Below are 23,675 nucleotides of genomic sequence, written 5' to 3' on the forward strand. Positions count from 1 at the left end.
GTGCTCCTTAAGCGCTGGTACGGCGCGCCGCTGCCTGAGTGATCCGGTCGAACATGACTCCGAGCAGTACGATGGCGAGCCCCGCCGCCAGCCCCTTGCCGTACAGCTCTCCCTGCGAGAATCCGGCCACGACGTCGTAGCCGAGGGCGCCGGCTCCCACCAGGCCGCCCACAACAACCATCGACAGCACATAGATCAGGCCCTGGTTGGTCGCGAGAGTCAGGGCGCTGCGTGCCATCGGCAGTTGAACTTTGGTGATGATCTGCCAGGTGTTGCACCCGGCAGCGGTGGCCGCCTCGACGGTGGTCTCGGGCACGGCCCGCACTCCGTCGGCGGTGATCTTGATGGCGACCGGCGCGGCATAGACGACGGCGGCGACGATCGCGGTGAAGCGCGTCGCGCCGAACAGCGCGAGGAACGGCACCAGATAGACGAACGGCGGCATGACCTGCGCCGCGTCCAGGGTGGGCCGCAGCAGCCGGTCCACCAGCATGCTGCGCCCCATCCACACTCCGAAGGCGATGCCGAACACCATCACCAGCACGGTCGCCACGAGCGTCGACGCCAGCGTCGTCATGCTGTCCGACCACACGCCCGTGCCGACAAGGAGGCCCACGCACACAGCGGTCGTGCCCCCGGCCCACCAGCCGCCGAGCACCACGCCGATCCCGATCAGCGCCGCGCCCACGAGCCACCACGGGGAGTCGGTGAGCAGCGACTGGAAGGGGTTCAGCAGTCCGTTGGTGATGGCGTCGCGGAATCCGTTCGTGATGCCCGAAAGGTTGTCCTGCGCCCACGTCGTGACGCCGTCCGCCGCGCTCGCGATATGGCTGCCGGTGCTGCCCTGGCCGGGGAACTGCGCCGCCCACAGGTACGTGTGCGACAGGTACACCAGCACCAGCACGACCACCCCGCCCGCCGCGAGCAGCGGCCGGCGCCACTTGAGGAAGCGGCCGCCCGAGTTCCGGGCCTGCTCCGCACGTGTGCTCGACGCGGTCGTGACCCGGTCGAGGACGATGGCCATGATCACGATGGCCAGGCCCGCGTTGAAGGCCGTACCGACGTCGAGCGACTGCAGGGCCTGGACGACGGTCTTGCCGAGGCCGGGTGCGTCGATCAGGGCCGCGATGGTCACCATGGCCAGGGCGGCCATGATGGTCTGGTTCACGCCCATCACCACGGTCCGCTTGGACATCGGCAGCAGCACCTTCAGCAGCGACTGCCACCGGGTCGAGCCCAGCGAGTCGGCCGCCTCGACGGTGGTCTCCGGTACGGAACGGATACCGTGCGCGGTGATACGGATCGCCGGCGGGGCCGCGTAGATCACCGTGGCGATCACGGCGGAGGCCGGGCCGATGAGGAAGATCAGGGTCAGCGGGGCCAGGTAGACGAAGGTCGGCATCGTCTGCATGAAGTCCAGGAAGGGTGTGATGATCCGGTTGAACCGGTCGGACAGCCCCGCCCACACACCCAGCGGAATCGCGAACACCAGCGCCACGAGAACCGCGGAGAGGGTGAGCGCCAGGGTGTCCATGCTCTGCTGCCACAGGCCCTGCAGCCCGAAGAAGGTGAAGCCGGCCATGGCCAGGAGCGCGACCCGCCAGTTGCCCACGGCCCAGGAGACGAAGCCCGTGATGCCCACGACACCGAGCCAGCCGATCTGCGGAACCGGGCGGTCGCCGCTCGACTGCGAGATCAGGTCCTGGACGAAGGTCACCAGGTTGTCGATGACCAGGCGGATCTCGTTGAAGAAGTAGAGGAAGAGCGGGTTGGAGTTGCGGTTGGCGCCGACCGAGTCGCTGAGGTCGTTGAACCAGCGGTGCAGACCGGTGAGATCTGCCGCCGCCAGCGTCAGGGTCTGCTTTCCGCGCAGCACGGCGAAGAGCACCAGCCAGACGACCAGGATCGCGGCCACCATCATCGAGCGGCTGACCTTGCGCACGCCCGCGACCGCCGGCGCGGCCTCCGCCACCTGCTCGGTCTTCTCCGGTTTCTCCATGGCGACGGTCATCACATGTCGCCTTCCTGCCCGGCGACCACCGCGAGGATCTCCTCGTCACCGACGATGCCGAGCAGCTTGCCGTTCTCGACGACCTTGACCGGCTTGTCCGCCGCCAGTACGGCCCGGGTGGCTTCCCGCACCACGACGTCCGGGCCCAGCTCGGGACCGTCCAGGGCGTCGCCGTCCACCACCGGACGCATGATCCACCGCAGAGTCAGTACGTCGCCGCGCGGCACGTCCTTGACGAACTCGCGTACGTAGTCGTCGGCCGGGGCGCCCACCAACTCGTCGCCGGTACCGCACTGGACCGTCTTGCCGTCACGCATGATGAGGATGCGATCGCCCAGCTTGAGCGCCTCGGAGAGGTCGTGGGTGATGAACACCATCGTCTTGCCGACCTCGTGGTGCAGACGGATGACCTCGTTCTGCATGTCACGGCGGATCAGCGGGTCGAGCGCCGAGAACGGTTCGTCGAAGAGCAGCACGTCCGGATCACCGGCCAGCGCCCGGGCGAGACCCACGCGCTGCTGCATACCGCCGGAGAGCTGGTCGGGGTAGGAGTTCTCGTAGCCGGAGAGGCCGACCAGTTCGACGACCTCCAGCGCCCGCTTGGTGCGCTCGGCCTTGCTCATGCCGCGGATCTCCAGACCGAAGGACACGTTGTCGACGACCCGGCGGTGGGGCAGCAGCCCGAAGTGCTGGAAGACCATGGAGAACTTGCGGCGCCGCAGTTCACGCAGACGCTTGTCGTCCGCGTCGCGGATGTCCTCGCCCTCGAAGACGATCTCCCCGGCGGTGGGTTCGATCAGCCGGGTCAGACATCGCACCAGGGTGGACTTGCCGGAGCCGGACAGACCCATGACGACGAAGACCTCGCCGGGCGAGACCTCGAAGTTCACGTCGCGCACGGCGGCGGTGCATCCGGTGCGGTCCATCAGCTCGCGGCGGGTGAGCCCGCACAGCTCCTCGGAGTCCGGTACCTGGTCTGCCTTCGGCCCGAACACCTTCCACAGCTTGCGCACGGATATGACCGGGGTGGGGGCCGAGTCCTGTGGCGTGCCGCGCCGCTGCGGCACCTCGGTCTGTGCTGGGGTCACGATCGACCTCTTTTCGGCGTTCAGCCGCGGAACCAGTGCTGCGGCCGGGGTTGGATGTTCTGCCAGATGTGCTTGGGCTCTCGGTACTCGTCCAGGCCGGTCGGTCCCAGCTCCCGGCCCACGCCCGAGTGCCCGAAGCCACCCCATTCCGCTTGCGGCACGTAGGGGTGGTAGTCGTTGATCCACACCGTGCCGTGGCGCAGCCGCCGGGCGACCCGCTGGGCCTTTCCGGCGTCCTGCGTCCAGACGGCGCCGGCGAGTCCGTACTCGGTGTCGTTGGCGATGCGTACGGCGTCGTCCTCGCCGTGGAAGCGCTCCACGGTGAGCACGGGGCCGAAGGACTCCTCGTGCACGACACGCATGTCCTGCCGGCACTCGTCGAGCACGGTGGGCGGATAGTAGTGGCCGTTCGCCAGTGCGGGGTCGCCGGGGCGTTCGCCGCCGCAGCGCAGTACGGCTCCTTCGGCGAGGCCCGCCGCGACATACGCCTCGACCTTCTCCCGGTGATGCGCGGAGATCAGGGCCCCCGTCTCGGCCTCGGGGTCGAAGGGTCCGCCGAGGCGGATCTGCCGGGCGCGGCGGACGACCTCGTCGACGAAGGCGTCGTGGAGGGAGTCCTCGACGATCAGACGGGCGCCTGCCGAGCAGACCTGGCCCGAGTGCAGAAAGACGGCCGTGAGGGCGAAGTCCACGGCCGTCTCGAAATCGGCGTCGGCGAAGATGACGTTGGGGTTCTTGCCGCCGAGCTCCAGCGCCACCTTTTTCACGGTCGAGGCGGCGGTGGCCATGATGCGCTTGCCGGTCTCCAGGCCTCCCGTGAAGGAGACCATGTCGACGGCCGGTTCCTCGGAGAGCGGTGCGCCCACCTCGGGGCCCGTGCCCAGGACGAGATTGGCGGCGCCGGCCGGGAGCCCGGCCTCCTCAAGGGCCCGCATCAGCAGGATCGAGGTGGAGGGGGTGAGCTCGCTGGGCTTGAGGACGATCGTGTTGCCCGCGAGCAGGGCGGGCGCGACCTTCCACGACGCCTGGAGCAGCGGGTAGTTCCAGGGGGTGATGAGCCCGCACACGCCGACCGGTTCGTAGACGACGCGGCTGACGGCGTCGTCGCGGCCGGTGTCGATCACCCGGCCGGCATCGGTGCCCCCGATCCCGCCGTAGTAGCGGAAGCAGGAGACCACGTCGGCGATGTCGTACTCGCTCTCCACCAGCCGCTTGCCGGTGTCCAGCGATTCGGCGCGGGCGAATTCCTTGGCGTCGCGCTCGATGAGGTCGGCGGTGCGCAGCAGCAGCGCACCGCGCTCCCGCTCGGGGGTGCGCGGCCAGGGTCCTTCGTCGAAGGCCCGGCGGGCCGCGGCGATCGCGGCCTCGGTGTCGGGACGCGTCCCCTCGGACACGGTCGCCGCGAGCGTGCCGTCAGCGGGACAGCGGATTTCCCGGTGCCCTCCGGCCACCGCGTCGCGCCATTCTCCATCCACATACAGGTCTGCCACGTGTGGAGCCCTTCGAGCGAATTCCGTTGCGCATCGTGCACCGTATTGCTTGTGGTGGAACACCCTGGCGAATGTTCGGACATACGTCAAGGGGTTGGCAGATGACGATTTCGCCATGCGGGCAGTTGCGCGGCCGCTCTTGACCACAAGCCGCGCCAAGGCCAACCATGTTGCGTATCGCTCACCATGTTGTGCAATACGCACCGATGGAGGCTGCACATGTCCCCTAGACCGCATCCTGGCCGTGAGTACGTCCTCACCCTCTCGTGTCCGGACAGCGCCGGACTGGTCCACGCCGTGAGCGGCTTTCTCGTCAGGAACTCCGGCAACATCCTGGAGAGCCGGCAGTTCGATGATCGACTCCAGGACCGTTTCTTCATGAGGGTCCACTTCGGCGTTTCCGATCCAAACGCCGATCTGAAAAATCTGCGTTACCGATTCGGTCCGGTCGCCGAGGCCTACCGGATTTCCTGGACCATCCGGGACGCCTCGACACCGACCCGGACGCTCATCATGGTGTCCAAGTTCGGACACTGCCTCAACGATCTGCTCTTCCGGCAGCGCACCGGCGCTCTCAACATCGAGATCCCCGCGATCGTCTCCAATCACCGGGACTTCGAGGGACTGGCGGAGACCTACGGCGTCCCCTTCCACCACATCCCGGTGACCAAGGACACCAAGGCCGACGCCGAGGCGCGCCTGCTGGAACTCGTGCGCGAGCAGGACATCGACCTGGTGGTGCTGGCCCGCTACATGCAGGTCCTCTCCGACGACCTGTGCAAACAGCTGGACGGCCGCGCCATCAACATCCACCACTCCTTCCTCCCCAGCTTCAAGGGCGCGCGCCCCTACCAGCAGGCGTACGCGCGCGGGGTGAAGCTTGTCGGCGCGACGGCGCACTATGTGACACCGGACCTGGACGAGGGACAGATCATCGATCAGGACGTGGTCCGGGTGGACCACTCCCTCGATCCGGACGAGCTGGTCACGGTCGGGCGGGATGTGGAGGCGCAGGTGCTCGCACACGCGGTGAAGTGGCACAGCGAAAGCCGCGTCATGGTGGACGGCAACCGCACGGTTGTCTTCCGCTGAGCCGAGCACGAGCGATGGGCGGGCCGGAATCCGGCCCGCCCATCGCTGTATACGGCCACGGACGCCGGCTCTTGGGGCGCAGGCCGACACAAACAGCCCGTCCGGCGTTCGAGGACGAGGCGTTGAGGCGACAGGGAGGTCTGGGGGCGGAGCCCCCAGCGAGGCCCGCTGCACCCCGGGCACCAGTGGCCTAGCCTCCCAACCGGTCAAGCACAGCGCAGCGCCACCGCTCGGTCTCGGCGATCTGGTTGAAGGTGAAGAGGTGCAGGCCGGCGACCCCCGCCGAGGGAGAAGAGAGCGCGCCCGCGGAACGGGCGAGAAGCCGCTCCGGCGAGTAACCGCCGGGTGTCGCGAAGCGCAGGAACCACGAGGCGTGCCTGGTCAGAAAGCGCGTCGACTCCCCCACCCCGATCTTCGCCGCCATGGACAGCAGCTGCGCCCGCTGCACCGGCCCCGCGACGCCCACGTGGACGGGCAGGGTGATGTCGCGGCGGCGTATCCGGCCGACCCAGTCACCCAGCACGCGCGGGTCGAAGCAGAGGTTGCTCACGATGTACGTGGCGTACGCGCGCTTGTCCCACATCGCCTGGATGGTGAGGTCGTCGTGGATGAGCGGGTGGCTCTCGGGGTAACCGGTGATGCCGACATGAGCGAAGGGGCTGCCCAGCTCGCTCAGTCTGCGCAGCACCGGTAGTGCCCCGTCGTAGGCCCCGGCCGGCGGATCGGCGTCGCCGGCCGGGACGAAGACGTCGTCGACGCCCGCCTCCCGGAGCCGGTCGACGACATCCTTCAGGTGCGCGTCGTCCCGCAGCAGCCGCGCGGGCACGTGCGGGACGACGCGACAGCCGTGCGCCGTGAGCCGGGTGGCGAGGTCGAGCGTCGGTTCCAGGCCCTTGACCGGCGACGCCGTCACGGTGACGACGACGTCGCGCGGGACATGGGCGAGGACCTTGTCCTCGGTCGCCTTCGCGGGCAGCACCTCGTAGCGGACGTTGTGCAGCAGCGCCCGGAAGTGTTCGACGTCCAAGGTCTAACCGGCCTGCTTCTGGGCGTCGCGGTGCCGGTAGTACGCGGCCTTGGAAGGGGCCAACGGGTCCTTGTCCAGGATGAGGTCGGCCGCCTTCTCCGCGATCATCATCACCGGCGCGTAGATGTTGCCGTTGGTGACATAGGGCATCACCGACGCGTCGACGACGCGCAGTCCCTCCACACCGTGCACGCGCATGCTGGTGGGGTCGACGACGGACATCTCGTCGGTGCCCATCTTGCAGGTGCACGAGGGGTGCAGGGCGGTCTCACCCTCCTTCGCGACCCAGGCGAGGATCTCCTCGTCGCTCTCCACGGACGGGCCCGGTGAGATCTCCCCGTCGTTGTACGGGGCCAGCGCGGGCTGGTTGAGGAGCTTGCGGGCGACGCGGATCGACTCGACCCACTCGCGGCGGTCCTGTTCCGTGGACAGGTAGTTGAAGCGCAGCGCCGGGTGCTCGTTCGGGTCCTTGCTCTTGATCTTCACCGAGCCGATGGCGTCGGAGTACATGGGACCGACGTGCACCTGGTATCCGTGGCCGCCGGCGGGCGAGGAGCCGTCGTAGCGGACCGCGATCGGCAGGAAGTGGAACATCAGGTTGGGGTAGTCCACGTCCTCGTTGCTGCGCGCGAAGCCACCGGCCTCGAAGTGGTTGGTCGCGGCGGGGCCCTTGCGGAAGAGCCACTGCAGGCCGATGAAGGGGGCGCGCCACTTCGCCATGTACGGCTGCATGGAGACGGGCTGCTTGCAGGCGTACTGGATGTACACCTCCAGGTGGTCCTGCATGTTCTCGCCGACGCCCGGGAGGTCGTGGACGACGTCGATGCCGAGCGCGCTCAGTTCCTCGGCGTTGCCGACGCCGGAGAGCTGCAGCAGCTGAGGGGAGTTGATCGCGCCGCCGCAGAGGATGACCTCGCGGGCTCGCACCTGCTGGACCTTGCCGCGCCGCCGGTACTCGACACCGACAGCACGCTTGCCCTCGAAGAGGACACGGGTGACCAGGGCGCGGGTGGCGACGGTGAGGTTGGGCCGCTTCTTCGCGGGCTTGAGATACGCCTTCGAGGCCGACAGACGGCGTCCCCTGTGGACGTTGCGGTCGAAGGGGGCGAAGCCCTCCTGCTGATAGCCGTTGACATCGTCGGTGCGGGGGTGACCCGCCTCCTGGACGGCCTTGAGGAAGGCGGTGAACAGCGGGTTGGAGGCGGGGCCGCGTTCGAGGACGAGGGGGCCGTCGTGGCCGCGGAACTCGTCGTCGGGGTCGGCCGCGAGACAGTTCTCCATCCGCTTGAAGTACGGCAGACAGTGCGCGTAGTCCCAGGACTCCATGCCGGCATCGGCGGCCCAGCGCTCGTAGTCCATGGGGTTGCCACGCTGGAAGATCATGCCGTTGATGCTGCTGGAACCGCCCAGCACCTTGCCGCGCGCGTGGTAGATGCGCCGGTCGCCCATGTGAGGCTCGGGTTCGGACTCGTACTTCCAGTCGTAGAACCGGCTGCCGATCGGATAGGTCAGCGCCGCGGGCATGTGGATGAAGACATCCCACGGGTAGTCGGGCCGGCCGGCCTCCAGGACCAGCACCTGGTTGCCCGGGTCGGCGGAGAGTCGGTTCGCCAGTGCGCTGCCGGCGGATCCACCGCCGACGATGACGAAGTCGTATTGCAGGGGAGCCATGGTGCCTCGTCTCGCTCGCGCCGTAGATACGCGTGGCATGCTAGTACGAGTATCGCTATACGCACTAGGTTGCGAGCAACGCAACTTGCAAGGTCTACGTTTCGATGCTGTTACTTGCAATGCTGTTGTTTACTGCGCGTATAGTTTCGCTATGAGCAACTACGGTCCAGATACCGAAACGACGGGTTCGCAGTCCGGCGGGGTACAGTCCGTCGACCGCGCCATCAGCGTGCTGGAAATCCTGGCCCAGCGCGGCGAGGCCGGCGTCAGCGAGGTGGCCGCCGAGATCGATGTTCACAAGTCGACCGCGTTCCGGCTGCTCGGCGCCCTGGAGGCGCGCGGTCTGGTGGAGCAGGCGGGCGAGCGCGGCAAATACCGCCTCGGCTTCGGCATCGTACGCCTGGCCGGCGGGGTCACGGGACGCATCGACATCACCCAGCAGGGCCGCCCGGTCTGCGAGCGCCTCGCCGAGGAGATCGGCGAGACCGTCAACATCGCCGTGATGCAGGAGCACTACGCGATCAACCTGTACGAGGTCCGTGGCCCGGGCGCTGTCACCGCGCACAACTGGGTCGGTGAACTGACCCCGTTGCACGCCACCTCCAGCGGCAAGGTCCTGCTGGCCCACATGCCGGCCAAGGACCGCGCCGCGCTGCTGTCGGAGGCCGGACTGAAGAAGGCGACCCCGCACACCCTGACCTCGAAGACGAAGCTCGAGAAGAATCTCGCCGAGGCTCGGGAGCGTGGCTACGCCTGGACCCTGGAGGAGCTGGAGATCGGGCTCCACGCCATGGCCGCGCCGGTCCGCGACCGGGACGGAGAGGTCATCGCGGCACTCAGCGCCTCCGGCCCCGCATACCGGTTCACCGAGGAGCGCATGCACGAGCTCGCTCCGGTGCTGGTCAAGGGCGCGGAGGAGATCAGCCATCGGATGGGTTACCTGGGCTGAGTCACCCCTGCCGGGTCCCCAGCCGCTCGTGCACCCAGTCGTGGAAGGCACCGATGTGGTGTTCGCTGGGCACCAGCACCCCACCCTTGGCGTACATCCGGGAACTCATCCCGGGCTGCGTGCGCTCGCAGGCCTCGAAGTCCTGGCGGTTGACCCGGTCGAAGAGTTCCACGGACCGGCTGACGTCCTTGCCGCTCTCGACGACGTGCGGGAGGTAGAGCCAGTCGCACTCGACGATCGTGCGGTCGACGGCCATCGGGTACATCCGGTGGAAGATCACGTGGTCAGGGACGAGGTTGATGAAGACCTGCGGCTTGATGGTGATCGCGTAGTAGCGGCGGTCCTGGTCGTCGGACACCCCGGGGATTCGGTCGAGACCCTCGGAGCCGTCCACGGTGAACCCCTGGACCTCCTCACCGAACTCGGCGCCGTGGCCGACGTAGTACTGGGCGGCGTAGCCGTCGGCGAATTCGGGGAGCACCTCGGTGAGTTCGGGATGGATCGTGGCACAGTGGTAGCACTCCATGAAGTTCTCGATGATGAGCTTCCAGTTCGCCTTGACGTCGTAGACGATGCGCTTGCCCACCGAGAGGTTGTCGATGTCGTAGTGCTCGAGCGGCTCCACGTCGCCGAGCCGGGCGACGACCTCGCCCAGGACGTCCTCCTCGAAGGACGGCGGGTTCTCGGCCAGGCAGACCCAGACGTAGCCGAGCCATTCACGGACGGCCACGCTCACCAGGCCGAACTCGGTGCGGCCGACGTCGGGCATCTTCGTGAGGTTGGGCGCCGCGACGAGCTTGCCGTTCAGGTCGTACGTCCAGGCGTGGTACGGGCACTGGAAGGCGCGCTTGACCTCGCCGGCCTCCTCGGTGCAGAGCTTGGCTCCACGGTGGCGGCAGACGTTGAAGAAGGCGCGTACGGAGTTGTCCCGTGCGCGCGTGATCAGGATGCTCTCGCGGCCCACCTCGACGGTCCGGAAGGCGCCGGGCCTGGCCAGATCCGAGGAGCGTACGGCGCAGAACCACATCGTTTCGAAGATGCGCTCCTGCTCCTGGGCGAAGGTCCCCGGATCCGTGTAGGAGGAGCCGGGCAGGGTGGCGATCAGGCTGTCCGGCAGGCTGGTCGAGGTCACAGTGCACTCCTCGGAGAACGTCGTGGATCGGTCATTCACGCGCCGGGAAGAGCGACTCCGGACGGCGTTTTGTATGGAGCAACGCTTCGCGCTATACGCAACAGGAGCATGAAATGCCGCATCGATGATGTCAAGATGTCGCGGCGGTGAGCTGCTTGCGCCAACGCATGAAAAGCCGCGGCTGGTTCATCGCGAGCACGGCGACCGGATGCCCGGCACGACGGTAGACGGCCAGAAAACTGCGGTCGCCCGGGACGCCTTCCTCGACCGTCACACTGTCGGCACCGGCCGAATGACCGGCGAACTGGATCTTCACGCCGTACTGGTCCGACCAGAAGTACGGCGGCCGGGGCACACCCGGTTCCACCGCACCCCACGACAGCAGCGCGGCCACGGCCACGTCGGGCCGCTCGCGCGCACCGGTCCAGTGCTCGACGCGGCGGTGGATCCCCGCGCGGGGGTCGTACCAGGAGGCGCAGTCACCGACGGCGACCACACCGGCGAGGCCGGTGCGGCCGTCCGCGCCGCACTTGACGCCGTTGTCGAGCGCGACGCCGGATCCTTCCAGCCACTCGACGCACGGACGCGCGCCGACACCGACGACGACGGTGTCGGCGGGGATACTGCGGCCGTCCTCGAGCAGGACGGCGTCGACCCGGCTCTCCCCGCTCAGCCCCTTGACCCCCACGCCGCACAACAGCCGTACGCCGTGGTCCGCATGGAGGGCGGAGACGATGCCGCCCATGGTCTCGCCGAGCGGTCCGGCGAGCGGCGTCGGCGCCGCCTCGACCACCGTCACGTCGAGTCCGAGAGCGCAGGCGGTGGAGGCGACCTCGGCGCCGATGAACCCGCCGCCGATCACGACCAGCCGCCCGCCCAGGGCCAGTTCGTCCCGCAGAGCGCGGGCGTCGTCGAGGGTGCGCAGTGTGTGCACCCCGGCCATGCCGTCGGTGCCGGGCAGCGTCCGCGCGGCCGCGCCGGTCGCGATGACGAAGCCGTCGGCCCGGACCTCACGGCCGTCGGCCAGCCGCACGGCGCGATCCGCGCTGTCGAGTCCGGCGGCGCGGGCGCCGAGCAGCCACTCGGCCTGCAGGTCCTCGTCGTCCGACTCCAGCGCGAGATCGGCTTCGCCGATGTCACCGGCCAGGAACTCCTTGGACAGCGGCGGCCTGTCGTACGGGCGGTGCGGTTCGTCGCCGATGACGACCAGCCGCCCGTCGTACCCCCGTTTCCGCAACGAGCGCGCCGCCGACAGACCGGCCAGCGAGGCACCCACCACGGCCACTGTCCTCACGCGGGACCTCCGGCGAGCCGGGACGCAACACAGGGCGGCAGGTCGGGTGCCTCCGTGGACGGCCGGACGTAGATCATGCCGTCCTCGATGAGGACCTCATGGGTGCGGACCGGACGCTTGGCCGGCGGAGCGTCGACGGCTCCGGTCCGGAGGTCGAACTTCGAAGCATGCAGCGGGCATTCCACCTCGCAGCCCTCCAGCCAGCCGTCGGCGAGCGACGCGTCCTGGTGGGTGCAGGTGTCATCGATGGCGAAGACCTCGCCGTCATCGGTGTGGAACACCGAAACCGGCGGATCGATGTCTAGCCGATAGGCCTCGCCTCGCGGCAGATCCACGAGAAGGCACGCGGGAATCATCATGACACCTCGGTGCGTATAGCGAAACGGATTGCGGTAAGCGCAACGTCAGTTTGAGGGCGGTCCCAAACCCTTGTCAAGGCATCCAGAGGACAGGTCGACCCCTCGTTCAATGTTGCTTTTTACGCAACGCTTTGCGCCATAGACAACACACCGCAGGAAGGAGCCGGCGTGGCGATCAGCGTCTTCGACCCGTTCAAGGCGGGCATCGGACCGTCGAGCTCCCACACCGTCGGGCCCATGAAGGCCGCCCGCCTCTACGTCACGGGACTGCAGGAAGACGGCCTGCTCCCCCGCACCGGCTCGGTCCGGGCAGAACTCTTCGGATCGCTCGGCGCCACGGGCCACGGCCACGGCCACGGCAGCGGCAGCGGCAAGGCGTCACTCCTCGGCCTGGAAGGCGAGGATCCGGAAACCGTCGACACCGACACCGTGGACAACAGGGTGCACCGGATCCACGAGGCCGGCCGGTTGCGGCTGCTGGGCCGCCGGGAGGTGGAGTTCCGCGAGCGCGAGCACCTGGTACTGCACCGTCGCCGCACGCTGCCGTTCCACCCCAACGGCATGGTGTTCACGGCCCGGGACCACGATGACCGCGAGGTGAGGGCGCGCACGTACTACTCGGTGGGCGGGGGCTTCGTGGTGGACGGGAGCGCGACGGGTGCCGACCGCATCGAATGGCGCTGCGCGGCGACGGCACCCATGTGGTCTCGCTCGACAAGGTCATCAAGACGATGCGCGAGACCGGTGCCGACATGAAGGTGAAGTACGAGGAGACCTCGCGCGGCGGCCTCGCGGTCAACGTCATCGAGTGCTGAGACGTCAACAAGTGCCGAGCGTCGTCGAATGTCGGGACGAGGCTGCCGCCGCGCGGTCGGCAGCGGTCAGAATCCGCGGTCGATCCATTCCTGAAGATGCGGGGCCTCGGCGGCGATGGTGGTCGTCTCCCCGTGACCGGTGTGCACGACCGTGTCGCCCGGCAGGGTCAGCAGCCGGTCCCGGATCGAGTCGACGATCGTGCCGAAATGGCTGTACGACCTTCCCGTCGCCCCCGGTCCGCCCGCGAAGAGCGTGTCACCGCTGAAGAGTGCCTTCAGGCCCGGCGCGTACAGGCACACCGCGCCGGGGGCGTGGCCGGGAGTGTGCAGCACGGTCAGCTCGACACCCGCCACCGTGACGACCTGCCCGTCGGCCAGTTCGCCGTCGGGTGACCGCTCCGGGTGGGTCTGCTTCCACAGCGGCAGGTCGTCGCCGTGGAGCAGGATCGGAGCACCGGTACGGTCGGCGAGTTCGGGGGCTGCGTCGATGTGGTCGTTGTGGGCGTGAGTGCACACGATGGCCCGCAGCGTGCGTCCGCCGAGGGCTTCGGCAATCGCCTCGGCGTCGTGCGCGGCGTCGATGACGACGGCCTCGGTGTCGTCACCGATGATCCAGACATTGTTGTCGACGTCCCAGGTGCCACCGTCCAGGGAGAACGTCCCCGAGGTGACGAGGTGTTCGATGCGCGCACCCGCCATGCCGGCCATCAGAAGACCACCACCGAGCGCAGTACGTCGCCGCCGTGCATCCGCTCGAAGGCCTTCTCGACCTCGGCCAGTGCGATGGTCTCCGTGACGAAGGCGTCCAGATCCAGTCGGCCCTGCAGGTAGAGATCGATGAGCATCGGGAAGTCACGGGAGGGCAGGCAGTCGCCGTACCAGGAGGACTTCAGCGCGCCGCCCCGGCCGAAGACGTCCAGCAGCGGCAGTTCGAGCTTCATCTCCGGGGTCGGTACGCCCACGAGGACGACAGTGCCGGCCAGGTCGCGGGCGTAGAAGGCCTGCTTGTACGTCTCCGGGCGGCCGACCGCCTCGATGACGACGTCCGCGCCGAAGCCGCCGGTCAGCTCGCGGATGGCCTCCACCGGATCGCCCTGCTTGGAGTTGACGGTGTGGGTCGCGCCGATCTTCTTCGCAGTCTCGAGTTTCCGGTCATCGATGTCGACCGCGATGACGGTGGCCGCCCCGGCGAGCCGGGCGCCGGCGATCGCCGCGTCCCCCACACCACCGCAGCCGATGACCGCCACGCTGTCACCGCGTCCGACGTTGCCGGTGTTGATGGCCGCGCCGATGCCCGCCATCACTCCGCAGCCCAGCAGTCCGGCGGCGGCCGCCGATGCCGCCCGGTCGACCTTGGTGCACTGCCCCACCGCCACCAGCGTCTTCTCCGCGAACGCGCCGATACCCAGGGCCGGGGACAGCTCGGTGCCGTCGGTCAAGGTCATCTTCTGCTTGGCGTTGTGGGTGTTGAAGCAGTACTGCGGCCGTCCACGCAGACAGGCCCGGCACTGCCCGCACACGGCACGCCAGTTGAGGATGACGAAGTCACCCGGAGCGACGTCGGTGACGCCCTCCCCCACCGACTCCACGACACCCGCGGCCTCGTGGCCCAGCAGGAACGGGAAGTCGTCGTTGATGCCACCCTCGCGATAGTGCAGATCGGTGTGACAGACCCCGCAGGCTTCGATCTTCACCAGCGCCTCGCCCGGGCCGGGGTCGGGCACGATGATCGTTTCCAGGCTGACGGGGGCGCCCTTCCCCCGCGCGACGACAGCACGGACCTGGTGAGTCATGGCCACTCCTCAGCTGGTACGAGATCTGAATCAAATGTTGCTTATTACGGCACGTATCTCACGTGTCGCAACACAGCATTATGGAGGGCCGGGCAGGGGTCAAGGATCCGAACACACAGAACGCCGACTGGACAGGGGCGCCCCTGCCCCTCATCGACACCCGTGCGCCCCGCAGGCAGCACACCCGTGTACCACCAGCAGACGAAGAATCTGCTGACTGCCACTCACCCGTTCCGAAGCAGAGCCCGGCTTGCCGACAAGCCGCTTCCGGGACCCTTCGCTACAACTGCACTCTCCCCATGGCGGTCCGCCCAAGGGGTGAGTAGGGCAGCAGCACGCCGGGGCATTGGCGGATTCCCACAAAGCCCCCTCGTCACGGACCTCTCCTCAGCGTCGCTGCCCAGGGACGTGGTGGTGCCTTGCCCCAGCACAAGGCACCAAGGTCGGCAACGGCCTGGCCAACACGCGAGCGGCAGCTCCGGGGCGGGCGCTCCAACAGCTGCGACAGCAACACAATAGTGCTGACGTTTCGTCAGGAAAGTCAGCACTGGGTCAGCATTAGGCTGACTAAACCCGTCTGCAGATGGCGAGACATGCGAGCGCAGCTTTGCCCCTCGATGTGTTCCCGAGGAGCGATCGCCCTCGGGAACACCGGGTGCCGAGCGGGGACAGCCGTGCCCCGCGGGAGGCGTGCGATAGAGCTGGAACCCCAGGTCAGCGCACCCTTCCGCGCGGCTTCAGCGGCAGCGGGGGCAGCTCCGGCGCGGCCAGTGGAGCACCGTCGTACCCCTTCACCTCACCGAAGCGTGTGCTCTTGGCCCAGTCCTGACGGGCCTGTTCGATGTCCTCCTGGGTACGTCCGATGAAGTTCCACCACATGATCAGCTCCTCCTCGAACGGCTCACCGCCCAGGAGCATGAGGCCCGCGTCCGTCGCGGCGCGCAGCGGGAGTTCCGTACGGCCGCAGCCGAGGTAGAGCATGGAGCCGGGGAGCACCGGTACGCCGTCGACATGGGCCTCGCCGGACATGGCGAGGACGGCGTACTCGAAGTCGGGCTCCAGCGGCAGGCGTACGTCCGCGCCGCTCGCGAGGGCCAGGTCGGCGCCGACGATCGGCGCGTACGTCGTACCGGGCGAGGCCGTGCCGTCGAGGGCGCCCAGCAGGAGCGTGGCCCGCAGGCCGGGGGCGGTGACGACGGGCAGTTCGGCGTGGTGCTCGAAGTGCGGGTCGGTGTTCCGGTGACTGTCCGGCAGGGCGACCCAGAGCTGCGCGCCGTGCAGCAGGCGGGAGTGCGAGCGGGGGCTCTCCTCGGAGTGGCTGATCGCGCGGCCCGAGGTCATCAGGCCGAGTTCGCGCGGGCGGATCGTCTGGAGGCTGCCCATGGAGTCGCGGTGCAGCACCTCGCCCTCGTGCAGCCAGCTCACGGTCTGCAGGCCCATGTGCGGGTGCGGCGGCACCTGCATGCCGGGCTCGTCGGCGATGTCGTCGGGCCCGTAGTGATCGACGAAGCACCACGCGCCGACCATGCGCCTGCCCAGGTTGGGCAGCAGACGGCGGACTTCGGTGGACTCGCCGAGCTTGACCCGGCGGGGGCTGAGAAGTTCACGCACCGGCTCGGCCACCACGAACCCGCGGCCACCACAGGGGGCGGGAACCGCCTCCCGATCAAGATTGCTCATGGCGCCCAACCTAGCCCCGTCGGGGACCTCTCGTCAGGCCATCGATCCGCCCATTGAGGGGCACTTGGCTCAGAACCGGCGCGACGGACCGGAACCCGGCCACCGGTCCGTACGCCATGCGCGGGCCGTTCGAGGGAATAGTAGCCAAGGACATAATATCCATGTACTGTTTCTCGTATGAGTTCAGCGAAGTCGGTATCCGAGTACGCGACGCCCGGTTTCCTCGTCTGGCGCCTGTCCATGAAATGGCGCGTCGCGGTCGACCGGGCGGTGGGCCCCCTCGGCCTGACGCACGCGCAGTACTCGCTGATGGCGTCGCTCTACAGCATGAACCGGGACGGGCATCAGCCCAGTCAGCGCCGGCTCGCCGACCACACCGGACTCGAACCGCTCTACGTCTCGAAGCTGGCCCGCTCCCTGGAGACGGCCGGCCTTCTCGACCGCACCCGGGACCCCGCGGACCCCCGTGCCGTGCGGTTGTCCCTCACCGAGGACGGGCGCGCGATCACCCTCCGCGCGATCACCGTGGTCCAGGGCCTGCTCGAACAGCTTCTCGAACCACTGGGCGGGCTCGGCGGCGCACGCACACAGGCGTTCCGCGACGAACTGGCCGTCCTGCTCGACGTACCGCTCGATCCGCACACCGGAGCCGAGCCGCGTTCCGGCGAGGCTTCACCCCCTTCCGAAGAGGATTCACCCGAGGAGTAGTCATGACCACCTCCGCCCCCTCTGTCAACGGCCGTGTCATCGGCCTCGCCCACTACGCGAGCCGCGCCGCCCTGGAGCGGGTACTGGCCCGCAGCGGCACCACCTTCGAGCAGTCCGTGGCCCTGCAGGCCGTGGCCGACAGCGGCGGGACCATCGAGCGCGCCCGGCTCGTGGACCGGCTGACCGGCGGACTGAAGATCGCGGAGCCGGCCGCCCGGCGCGCCATCGAGGAGATGACGGCACGCGAGCTCCTGGAGGAGCCGACGGCCGAACGGGTGTCCCTCACGGACGGCGGCCGGGAGCTGTCCGAGTCGATCCGCAGCGCGGGCAACGAGATCGCGGCCCGGGTCTACGCCGGGATCCCGGCCGAGGACCTGGCGACCGCCGGACGCGTGTTGGCCCTCGTCACCGAGCGGGCCAACGCGGAACTCGCCGGCGCGTAGCCGCCCCACGACCCCCGGGCGCCCCAAGCGCCCCCGGGGCACGCCGACGCACCCCGCCAGTCGTGGAATATTCAACCAACCCGTGCGGTTGTGGCCTGTCGAAGGAGGTCAGTGGTGGACACGACGTACTACGACCACGGGACGGCCGCGGAGCGCTGGGAGCGGGCGCAGCTGTTCTTCGAGGCCAAGGACTACGCCGCGGCGGCGCGGGTGCTGGGCGGACTGGTCGAGGAGGTGCCGGAGCAGACAGGACCCCGGCTGCTGCTGGCGCGCTCCTACTACCACTCGGCCCAACTGCGCCGGGCCGAAGTCGAGTTGCGCGCACTCGTGGAGCTCGACCCGGTCGAGCACTACGCCCGGCTGATGCTGGGACGCACGCTCCAGCGCCTCGGCCGGTCCGACGAAGCGGCGTCGCACCTGCGGATCGCGTCCGCGTTCGCGGGCGACTTCGAACAGGTTTGATGTGATCCGACCCGGGAGAGGCCCTTCCGGGCTCGGACCCGGCGGAGAAGGCCGGTCACCTCGGTGACCGGCCTTCTCGCGTGCCGGGTGGCCCGTCCATCACGGCGGACCGGCCGGGCGGCCCTGGAGCGGCACCCCTCCGGCCGTCGCGTACCGGATCACGCCGCCCGGCCCTGCGGGTGCGCGTACCCTCCGCCGCGCGATCCCGTCTACGGTGTTCTCCGGCCGGAAAGGGCACGGGAAAGAGCCGTGAGCCGCGGAGTTGGGCTCCGTCGGCGGTGGCGATACAGCGGCCGGGGCGCTGGAACGGCGAGTCCCCGGGCCCGCATGTGGCCTGCGTCACACAGGGAAAGTCGCGGGACTCGCCCTGCGCCGCCTCGATCGGCTCGATCCGGCTTGGCATCCTGGCGCGATGGCATCCGAACGTGACCGCAGCGCCTCGCCCATCACTCTGAGCGACCTGGTCGAGGAACTCCTCGGCCACGAGGGTCCGTTGCCGATCGTCGCGGCCGGTGACCCCGTGCTGCGCCGGGGAACGGAGTCGTTCGACGGGCAGTTGGACCCCGGACTGCTGGCCCGGTTCGTCGCCGCCCTGCGCGCCACCATGCACGCGGCGCCGGGGGTGGGTCTCGCCGCGCCGCAGGTCGGTGTGCCGCTGCGGATCGCCGTCATCGAGGACCCGGCGCCGGTGTCGGACGAGGTACGCGTCGCACGCGGGCGGGTGCCGCAGCCGTTCCGGGTGCTGGTGAATCCGTCGTACGACGGGGTCGGTCCGGGGCGGGCGGCGTTCTTCGAGGGCTGTCTGAGCGTTCCGGGCTGGCAGGCCGTGGTGGCCCGGCACACCGAGGTGCGGCTGACGGCGCTGGACGAGCACGGGCGAGCGGTCGACGAGGTGTTCAGCGGCTGGCCCGCGCGCATCGTCCAGCACGAGACGGACCACCTGGACGGCACGCTCTACCTCGACCACGCGGAGCTGCGCTCACTGTCCTCGAACCAGGCGACAGCCGAGCTCTGGGCCCAGCCGACGCCGCGACTGGCAGCCGAGGCCCTCGGCTTCACCCTGCCGGGCTGATAGCCGGGCGGGCATCGCCTCGGCCTCACCTGCCGGGCTGATCTCCCGCCGGGTGTCAGCCCGGCTTCACGCCGCCGGACCGAGAACCGGGCCGGTGCCGGCCGGCTCCACCCTTGCCAGGACGGCCTCCCTGACCGACCTCACCTCGGCTCCACCCTGCCGGGTTGACACGTTGGGCCGGCGTCACCTCGGTTACGCGCTGCCGCGCCGGCACCCCGGTCCGGCGTCACCTCGGCTTCACGCTGCCCCGCTGACCTCTGACGGGCATCACCGGCCCATCGGCGGACGTCACCGGTCCACATGGCGCGGGCGAGGGGGGCCGGCCAGGCCCGTCGGACGACCGGCCCGGCCAACCGCCGGGCTGCCGGACCGGCGGGGCCGTCACGCCGGCGCCGCTGCCCGGACCGTCGTGGCGCCGGGCGCCGAGCTCCATCCGTGCGCCCAGCCGCCTGCCAGTGCAACGGCAAGGCCCCTCGGCAGGCGCCTCGCCGGGTGCGCGCCTGCCGGTAAATCGGAGGCGCCCCGCCGTCGGGCTCGTTAGCCTGGGGGCATGTCTACGCCTCGTGTCTCTTAGCTCAAGGACCCGCTTCCACGCCACCCGTGTGTCCTTGAGCCGATTGACTTCTGGAGCGTTCTCCCATGATCACCGTTCGCGGTGTCGACGTGCGCGTCGGCGCCCGTCTGCTGCTGTCCGGCCTTTCCTTCCACGTCTCCCCCGGCGACCGCGTCGGTCTGGTCGGCCGCAACGGCGCCGGTAAGACCACCCTGCTGAGCACCCTCGCGGGCCAGCGGCCTCCCGCGGCCGGGTCCGTCTCCCGTACCGCGCCGGTCGGTTACCTTCCGCAGGACCCGCGCGCCGCCGACCCCACCGTCAGCGTCACCGACCGCATCCTGTCGGCCCGGGGCCTCGACCGTGCCGTACGGGCCCTGCGGGCGGCCGAGACCGCGATGGCCGACGGATCCGAGCGCGCGATGAACGCCTACGCGCGCGCCGAGGCCGAGTTCCAGGCGCGCGGCGGGTACGCCGCCGAGGCCGAGGCGGCCCGGGTCGCCGCGGGCCTCGGGCTGCCCGCCCGGGCGATGGACCAGCCGGTCGGCACCCTGTCCGGCGGGCAGCGACGCCGGGTCGAACTGGCCCGCATCCTGTTCGCGGACGAGGGCACGCTGCTCCTCGACGAGCCGACGAACCATCTGGACGCCGACTCGATCGCCTGGCTGCGCGGGTTTCTGAGCAGCCGTCAAGCGGGGCTCGTCCTGATCAGTCACGACACCTCCCTGCTGTCGGACGTGGTCAACCGCGTCTTCCACCTGGACCCGCACCGCGCCACGCTCGACGTCCACAACACCGGCTGGGCGGCCTATCTCGCCCAGCGCGACGCCGACGACCGGCGGCGGGCCCGGGAGCGGGCGAACGCCGAACGGAAGGCGGCGAGCCTGCACACGCAGGCGGACAGGATGCGTGCGCGTGTGTCGACGGCCGTGGCGGCCAAGAACATGGCCCGCCGCGCCGACCGGCTGCTCGCGGAACTGGAACCGGTCCGGCAGACGGAGAGGGTGGCCCGGATCCGGCTGCCCGAACCCGCCCCGTGCGGGCGGATGCCGCTCGGCGCGGTCGCCCTGACCAAGTCGTACGGCGATCTGCGTGTCCTCGACGGCGTCGACCTCGCCGTCGACCGGGGCAGCCGCCTGGTGATCCTCGGCCCGAACGGCTCGGGCAAGACCACGCTGCTGCGGCTGCTCGCCGGTCACGAACGCCCGGACAGCGGGCGGGTGGTGCGCGGGCACGGCCTGCGCCTCGGCTACTTCGCGCAGGAACACGACACCCTCGACCCCTCCGGCACGGTCCGCGGCCAGCTCGCCGCCGCCGCGCCGCAGCTCACCGACGGCGAGGTGCGGCGGGTGCTCGGCTCGTTCCTGTTCACGGGCGACGACGCCGACAAGCGGGTCGGGGTCCTCTCCGGAGGCGAGAAGACCCGGCTCGCCCTGGCGGGTCTCGTCCACTCCGGCGCGAACGTGCTCCTCCTGGACGAGCCCACCAACAACCTCGACCCGGCCTCCCGCGTCGAGGTCCTGGCCGCGGTGGCCACGTATCCGGGCGCCCTCGTCATGGTCACCCACGACGAGGGAGCCCTCGACGCCCTGCGCCCGGACCGGGTGCTGCTGCTCCCGGACGCGGACGACGACCTGTGGAGCGAGGAGTACCGGGAACTGGTGTCACCGGCCTGACATCCGGGTGTACGGCCCTGGCCCCCGGGTGTACGGCCCTGACGCGCGGGAGTACCGCGTGTCACCGGCCTGACGCGGCGGGAGTACCGCGGCACACCGGGCGTGGCGCGGCTCGGCGCGACGCCCGGGTGGGCTGCCTCGGATCACGCGGCCCGCGTCCCCAGGCATGCCGTCCGGACCACGCGGCCCGCGTCGCCCCGGCTGTATCGCGCCGGGGCCGGCGGCACACGCCGGCCCCGGTGTTCGGCTCGGGGTCACGCGCCGCGACCGGGCCCGGTGTGCCGCGCGCCTCACGCGTCCCGGTACGCCTCCAGGAGCCTCAGCCACACCTCGCTGACCGTCGGGTAGGACGGCACGGCGTGCCACAGACGGTCGATCGGCACCTGGCCCACGACGGCGACCGTCGCCGAGTGGATCAGTTCGCCGACGCCGGGGCCGACCAGGGTGAGGCCGAGGAGGATCTCGCGGTCGAGGTCGACGACCATCCGGGCCCTGCCGCGGTAGCCGTCCGCGTACAGGCCGGCGCCTGCCACCGAGGCCATGTCGACGTCCACCGCCCGGACCCGGTGGCCGGCCTGCTCCGCCTCCGCGAGGGAGAGGCCCACGGCCGCGGCCTCCGGGTCGGTGAAGACGCACTGCGGTACGGCCGCGTGGTCGGCGGTCGCGGCGTGCGCGCCCCAGGGGTCCGACTCCAGCAGCGGCACCCCGGCGGCACGGGCGGCTATGGCGGCTCCCGCGATCCGGGCCTGGTACTTGCCCTGGTGGGTGAGCAGGGCACGGTGGTTGACGTCGCCGACCGCGTACAGCCACTCGCTGCCGATGACCCGGAGGCTGTCGTCGACCTCGATCCACTTGCCGGGCTCCAGACCGACCGTGTCGAGGCCGAGGTCGTCCGTGCGGGGTGCGCGGCCGGTGGCGAACAGGATCTCGTCAGCCTCGACGCGGTCACCGGTGTCCGTGAGGGCGACCACGGTCGAGCCCTCGCGGGACACAGCGGTCACCGAGGTGCCGGTGCGCACGTCGGCGCCCGCCTCGGCCAGCGCCTCGGCGACGAGCTCCCCGGCGAAGGGCTCCATGCGGGGCAGCAGGCCCTTGCCGCGGACCAGCAGGGTGACCTGGGAGCCGAGTGCCTGCCAGGCCGTGGCCATCTCGGCGGCGACCACACCGCCGCCCACGACGATCAGCCGTCCGGGCACGGCGTGCGCGCTGGTGGCGTCGCGGCTGGTCCACGGCTTGACCTGGGCGAGCCCCGGCAGATCGGGGAGCAGGGCGCGGGTGCCGGTGCAGACGGCGACCGCGTGCCGTGCGGTCAGCACACGGCGCTCACCGTCGGGCCCTTCGACCGTCACGGTGCGCGATCCGGCGAGTCTGCCGTGTCCGCGGTAGAAATCGGCTCCGATACCGTCCAGCCAGGCGAGCTGGCCGTCGTCCTTCCAGTTCGAGGTGAAGTAGTCGCGGTGGGCGAGCACCGCGGGGGCGTCGAGTGGACCCTGCACGGCCTGGGCGAGGCCGGGGACCCGGCGGGCGTCGGCGCGGGCGATGGCCGGGCGCAGGAGTGCCTTGCTGGGCATGCAGGCCCAGTACGAGCACTCGCCGCCGACCAGTTCGCTCTCCACGACCGCGGTGGAGAGGCCGGCGGCGCGGGCGCGGTCGGCGACGTTCTCCCCCACGGGTCCGGCACCGAGCACCACGACGTCGTAGGCGATGGATTCCGTTTCCGTCATGGGGTCAGTCTGGTTGCTGGTGTGCGCCGTGGCCACACGGGTACGGGCGCGGAATACGCCCCCGGTGGGTGGCGTTGTGCAAACCGGCATGACCCGGACGTGAGGAAGAGGGAAAAGGAATGAGCAGCACCGTAGAGCTCACCAAGGAGAACTTCGACCAGACGGTCACGGACAACGAGTTCGTCCTGATCGACTTCTGGGCCGAGTGGTGCGGGCCGTGCCGTCAGTTCGCCCCGGTCTACGAGAGGGCCGCAAAGGCCAACCCGGACCTGGTCTTCGCCAAGGTCGACACGGAGGCCCAGCCGGAGCTCGCGGCCGCCTTCGAGATCCGGTCGATTCCGACCCTGATGATCGTGCGCGACCAGGTCGCGATCTTCGCCCAGCCCGGGGCGCTGCCCGCCAACGCCCTGGAGGACGTCATCGGGCAGGCCCGGAAGCTGGACATGGACGAGGTCCGCAAGTCGGTCGCGGCCCAGCAGGCCAAGGCCGCCGAACAGGCCGGGGGCACCGAACAGGCCGGCGGCGCCGAACAGGCCGGCGGCGCCGAACAGGCCGGCGGCGCCGAGTAGGCCCCGGACCGCACAGGCCCGAGCCCGGGTGCGTCGGAGCTGCCCCGGGCAGGTGCGTCCGCGCCGTGAG

At 70.0% G+C, this 23,675-nt stretch carries 21 protein-coding genes and 1 pseudogene; 10 read left to right on the plus strand and 12 right to left on the minus strand.

What is annotated here, in order from left to right; genetic code table 11:
- Window positions 1-7 precede the first annotated feature (7 nt).
- From ACIQRL_RS38700 to ACIQRL_RS38710, 3 genes are read right to left on the minus strand one after another with little or no spacing between them, the layout of a single operon-like run.
- The gene (locus ACIQRL_RS38700; RefSeq protein ID WP_401340609.1) at window positions 8-2,011 is read right to left on the minus strand and encodes an ABC transporter permease; all 2,004 of its coding nucleotides are present in this window, start codon (window positions 2,009-2,011) and stop codon (window positions 8-10) included.
- Window positions 2,011-3,099, minus strand: a complete 1,089-nt coding sequence (locus ACIQRL_RS38705; protein WP_401340610.1) for a glycine betaine/L-proline ABC transporter ATP-binding protein — start codon at window positions 3,097-3,099, stop codon at window positions 2,011-2,013. The genes ACIQRL_RS38700 and ACIQRL_RS38705 overlap by 1 nt, the downstream gene beginning before the upstream one ends.
- 20 nt (window positions 3,100-3,119) lie before the next feature.
- Window positions 3,120-4,589, minus strand: coding sequence for an aldehyde dehydrogenase family protein (locus ACIQRL_RS38710; protein ID WP_101407794.1), 1,470 nt, complete (start codon window positions 4,587-4,589; stop codon window positions 3,120-3,122).
- Window positions 4,590-4,808: 219 nt separating this feature from the next.
- Here ACIQRL_RS38710 and purU point away from each other — a divergent pair, with 219 nt between their 5' ends.
- Window positions 4,809-5,681, plus strand: a complete 873-nt coding sequence (gene purU, locus ACIQRL_RS38715) for a formyltetrahydrofolate deformylase (RefSeq protein WP_401340612.1) — start codon at window positions 4,809-4,811, stop codon at window positions 5,679-5,681.
- A 190-nt stretch (window positions 5,682-5,871) separates the two neighbouring features.
- Here purU and ACIQRL_RS38720 read toward each other — a convergent pair whose 3' ends face one another.
- Window positions 5,872-6,708, minus strand: a complete 837-nt coding sequence (locus ACIQRL_RS38720; protein ID WP_401340614.1) for a 5,10-methylenetetrahydrofolate reductase — start codon at window positions 6,706-6,708, stop codon at window positions 5,872-5,874.
- 3 nt (window positions 6,709-6,711) lie between these two features.
- Window positions 6,712-8,379, minus strand: a complete 1,668-nt coding sequence (betA, locus tag ACIQRL_RS38725) for a choline dehydrogenase (protein WP_401340616.1) — start codon at window positions 8,377-8,379, stop codon at window positions 6,712-6,714.
- Window positions 8,380-8,530: 151 nt separating this feature from the next.
- On the opposite strand from betA, the gene ACIQRL_RS38730 reads away from it, so the two are divergent.
- Window positions 8,531-9,328: an IclR family transcriptional regulator gene (locus tag ACIQRL_RS38730; protein ID WP_355840599.1), complete on the plus strand. Its 798-nt coding sequence runs from the start codon at window positions 8,531-8,533 to the stop codon at window positions 9,326-9,328.
- Between the two features lies 1 nt (window position 9,329).
- Here ACIQRL_RS38730 and ACIQRL_RS38735 read toward each other — a convergent pair whose 3' ends face one another.
- The 3 genes from ACIQRL_RS38735 to ACIQRL_RS38745 form a co-directional block, all read right to left on the minus strand.
- On the minus strand, window positions 9,330-10,460 hold the full coding sequence (locus ACIQRL_RS38735) for an aromatic ring-hydroxylating dioxygenase subunit alpha (RefSeq protein ID WP_261707618.1): 1,131 nt from the start codon (window positions 10,458-10,460) through the stop codon (window positions 9,330-9,332).
- A gap of 130 nt (window positions 10,461-10,590) precedes the next feature.
- The gene (locus ACIQRL_RS38740; RefSeq protein WP_401340618.1) at window positions 10,591-11,754 is read right to left on the minus strand and encodes an NAD(P)/FAD-dependent oxidoreductase; all 1,164 of its coding nucleotides are present in this window, start codon (window positions 11,752-11,754) and stop codon (window positions 10,591-10,593) included.
- On the minus strand, window positions 11,751-12,113 hold the full coding sequence (locus tag ACIQRL_RS38745) for a bifunctional 3-phenylpropionate/cinnamic acid dioxygenase ferredoxin subunit (protein WP_261707616.1): 363 nt from the start codon (window positions 12,111-12,113) through the stop codon (window positions 11,751-11,753). The genes ACIQRL_RS38740 and ACIQRL_RS38745 overlap by 4 nt, the downstream gene beginning before the upstream one ends.
- Before the next feature lie 168 nt (window positions 12,114-12,281).
- Between ACIQRL_RS38745 and ACIQRL_RS38750 the strand changes: the two are divergent.
- Both ACIQRL_RS38750 and ACIQRL_RS38755 read left to right on the plus strand, forming a co-directional pair.
- Window positions 12,282-12,788, plus strand: a pseudogene (locus tag ACIQRL_RS38750) (serine dehydratase beta chain); the annotation flags it as partial.
- Entirely contained in the window at window positions 12,788-12,928 is a 141-nt protein-coding gene (locus ACIQRL_RS38755) for an L-serine ammonia-lyase, iron-sulfur-dependent, subunit alpha (RefSeq protein ID WP_401340621.1), read from the plus strand. The pseudogene ACIQRL_RS38750 and the gene ACIQRL_RS38755, both read left to right, overlap by 1 nt.
- Before the next feature lie 66 nt (window positions 12,929-12,994).
- On the opposite strand, the gene ACIQRL_RS38760 is transcribed toward ACIQRL_RS38755, so the two are convergent.
- The 3 genes from ACIQRL_RS38760 to ACIQRL_RS38770 form a co-directional block, all read right to left on the minus strand.
- Window positions 12,995-13,627, minus strand: coding sequence for an MBL fold metallo-hydrolase (locus ACIQRL_RS38760; protein WP_168500888.1), 633 nt, complete (start codon window positions 13,625-13,627; stop codon window positions 12,995-12,997).
- 8 nt (window positions 13,628-13,635) lie between these two features.
- The gene (locus tag ACIQRL_RS38765; protein WP_401340624.1) at window positions 13,636-14,721 is read right to left on the minus strand and encodes an S-(hydroxymethyl)mycothiol dehydrogenase; all 1,086 of its coding nucleotides are present in this window, start codon (window positions 14,719-14,721) and stop codon (window positions 13,636-13,638) included.
- Window positions 14,722-15,435: 714 nt separating this feature from the next.
- On the minus strand, window positions 15,436-16,401 hold the full coding sequence (locus ACIQRL_RS38770) for a pirin family protein (RefSeq protein ID WP_401340626.1): 966 nt from the start codon (window positions 16,399-16,401) through the stop codon (window positions 15,436-15,438).
- Between the two features lie 177 nt (window positions 16,402-16,578).
- Between ACIQRL_RS38770 and ACIQRL_RS38775 the strand changes: the two genes are divergently transcribed.
- From ACIQRL_RS38775 to ACIQRL_RS38795, 5 genes are all read left to right on the plus strand, one after another.
- Complete coding sequence (locus tag ACIQRL_RS38775; protein ID WP_401340629.1) at window positions 16,579-17,109, plus strand: MarR family winged helix-turn-helix transcriptional regulator; 531 nt, start codon at window positions 16,579-16,581, stop codon at window positions 17,107-17,109.
- Between the two features lie 2 nt (window positions 17,110-17,111).
- A complete protein-coding gene (locus ACIQRL_RS38780; RefSeq protein ID WP_401340631.1) occupies window positions 17,112-17,552 on the plus strand; it encodes a MarR family transcriptional regulator in 441 nt (146 codons plus the stop codon).
- A gap of 114 nt (window positions 17,553-17,666) precedes the next feature.
- Window positions 17,667-18,014 (plus strand): tetratricopeptide repeat protein, encoded by a 348-nt coding sequence (locus ACIQRL_RS38785; RefSeq protein ID WP_401340633.1) that lies wholly within the window; start codon window positions 17,667-17,669, stop codon window positions 18,012-18,014.
- Between the two features lie 412 nt (window positions 18,015-18,426).
- The gene (locus tag ACIQRL_RS38790) at window positions 18,427-19,086 is read left to right on the plus strand and encodes a peptide deformylase (protein ID WP_401340635.1); all 660 of its coding nucleotides are present in this window, start codon (window positions 18,427-18,429) and stop codon (window positions 19,084-19,086) included.
- A gap of 639 nt (window positions 19,087-19,725) precedes the next feature.
- Window positions 19,726-21,312 carry an ABC-F family ATP-binding cassette domain-containing protein gene (locus ACIQRL_RS38795; protein ID WP_401340636.1) on the plus strand — a complete coding sequence of 529 codons (1,587 nt, stop codon included), beginning with the start codon at window positions 19,726-19,728 and terminating at the stop codon, window positions 21,310-21,312.
- A gap of 290 nt (window positions 21,313-21,602) precedes the next feature.
- Here ACIQRL_RS38795 and ACIQRL_RS38800 read toward each other — a convergent pair whose 3' ends face one another.
- The gene (locus ACIQRL_RS38800) at window positions 21,603-23,036 is read right to left on the minus strand and encodes a dihydrolipoyl dehydrogenase family protein (RefSeq protein ID WP_401340638.1); all 1,434 of its coding nucleotides are present in this window, start codon (window positions 23,034-23,036) and stop codon (window positions 21,603-21,605) included.
- Window positions 23,037-23,155: 119 nt separating this feature from the next.
- Here ACIQRL_RS38800 and trxA point away from each other — a divergent pair, with 119 nt between their 5' ends.
- The gene (gene trxA / locus ACIQRL_RS38805; protein WP_401340640.1) at window positions 23,156-23,605 is read left to right on the plus strand and encodes a thioredoxin; all 450 of its coding nucleotides are present in this window, start codon (window positions 23,156-23,158) and stop codon (window positions 23,603-23,605) included.
- The last annotated feature ends 70 nt before the right edge of the window (window positions 23,606-23,675 follow it).

Origin of the sequence: Streptomyces sp. NPDC091209 (genome assembly GCF_044757755.1) — a bacterium.
Lineage (GTDB): Bacteria > Actinomycetota > Actinomycetes > Streptomycetales > Streptomycetaceae > Streptomyces.